Raw genomic sequence first — 921 nt, 5'->3', positions numbered from 1 at the left:
ACTCGTGAGAAGTTGCATCGATTATCTCAACGCTTCGGGCTCCCAATCTCTCTGCACCATTTCATTAACGAAATGAAACATATCTACACCATGCGGATAATTTATCAGCGTTGTTGGCCTGTTTTTCAGCATCAATATGCACTAGCAGAACTGCGTCGTGATGGATACAGCCTGGGTGTAGCATCTAACTCATTTCGCAGTAGTATTGAAGCAATGCTTAGTCGCGCAAAATTAATACAATATTTAGATATTATTCTGTCCAATGAAGATGTGGTCAACGGCAAACCAAATCCTGAGATTTATCTAAAATCTTTTGAGCGGTTGGGTCTTAAAGCTAGTGAATGCATTGTAGTCGAAGATAATCCTCACGGAATTGCTGCTGCAAAGGCAGCGGGTGCTCATGTGTTAAGCGTACGTGACCCTTCTGAGGTTACTTACGAAGCTATAAAGAGTTTTATTACACAGTGTAACATGGAGCCTGCAAAATGCTTGGAATGATCTATTTAAATGAAAACATTGTCTCGGTGGATAAAGCCACAAGTCTAAAATTAAAAAAAAGGCAACAAGATGGTGCTTTAGCTCCGATTACACTGATCTCGCAAAAAAATATGCCTTTACTCTGCAAAGCTTTAATACTGGCTACAGAGTTACCCGAACGGATGCCAGTTTATCTGACGACATCGAATGTATTTAGATTACCTGAGTTATCGAAGTTTGCGCAAGCATGGTTTTATACTCAAAACGATGGGTGGATTTATTTTCCTTCAATACGCTTATTTCGTCAGTGCGCAATGGATGCTATTCGCGATCACGATCCTCATGCGGGAGATATCACCTTGCAGAACTGTTGGCAGCAAGCTGTGTTACAGGGTATTACACTGAATTAATCTCAATTGAATTTAAATATTTGGGTTAATATTA

The 921-nt window shown here is 40.0% G+C and carries 2 protein-coding genes; both read left to right on the top strand.

Going from position 1 to position 921, the window contains the following annotated elements; all coding sequences use genetic code 11:
* On the top strand, window positions 1–498 hold a 498-nt coding region (locus INF73_RS21780; protein WP_227414416.1), incomplete at its 5' end, for an HAD family phosphatase.
* Window positions 486–887 carry a hypothetical protein gene (locus INF73_RS21775; protein ID WP_193547325.1) on the top strand — a complete coding sequence of 134 codons (402 nt, stop codon included), beginning with the start codon at window positions 486–488 and terminating at the stop codon, window positions 885–887. The genes INF73_RS21780 and INF73_RS21775, both read left to right, overlap by 13 nt.
* Window positions 888–921: the final 34 nt, after the last annotated feature.

Source organism: Enterobacter cloacae complex sp. P6RS (assembly GCF_014982245.1).
GTDB classification, from domain to species: Bacteria; Pseudomonadota; Gammaproteobacteria; order Enterobacterales; family Enterobacteriaceae; genus Enterobacter; species Enterobacter bugandensis.
This window is presented reverse-complemented; position numbering and strand designations above follow the sequence as displayed.

What these genes read in the sequence shown, in the direction of transcription:
- INF73_RS21775 (WP_193547325.1), top strand. Translation starts at nt 486, where the DNA reads ATGCTTGGAATGATCTATTTAAATGAAAACATTGTCTCGGTGGATAAA.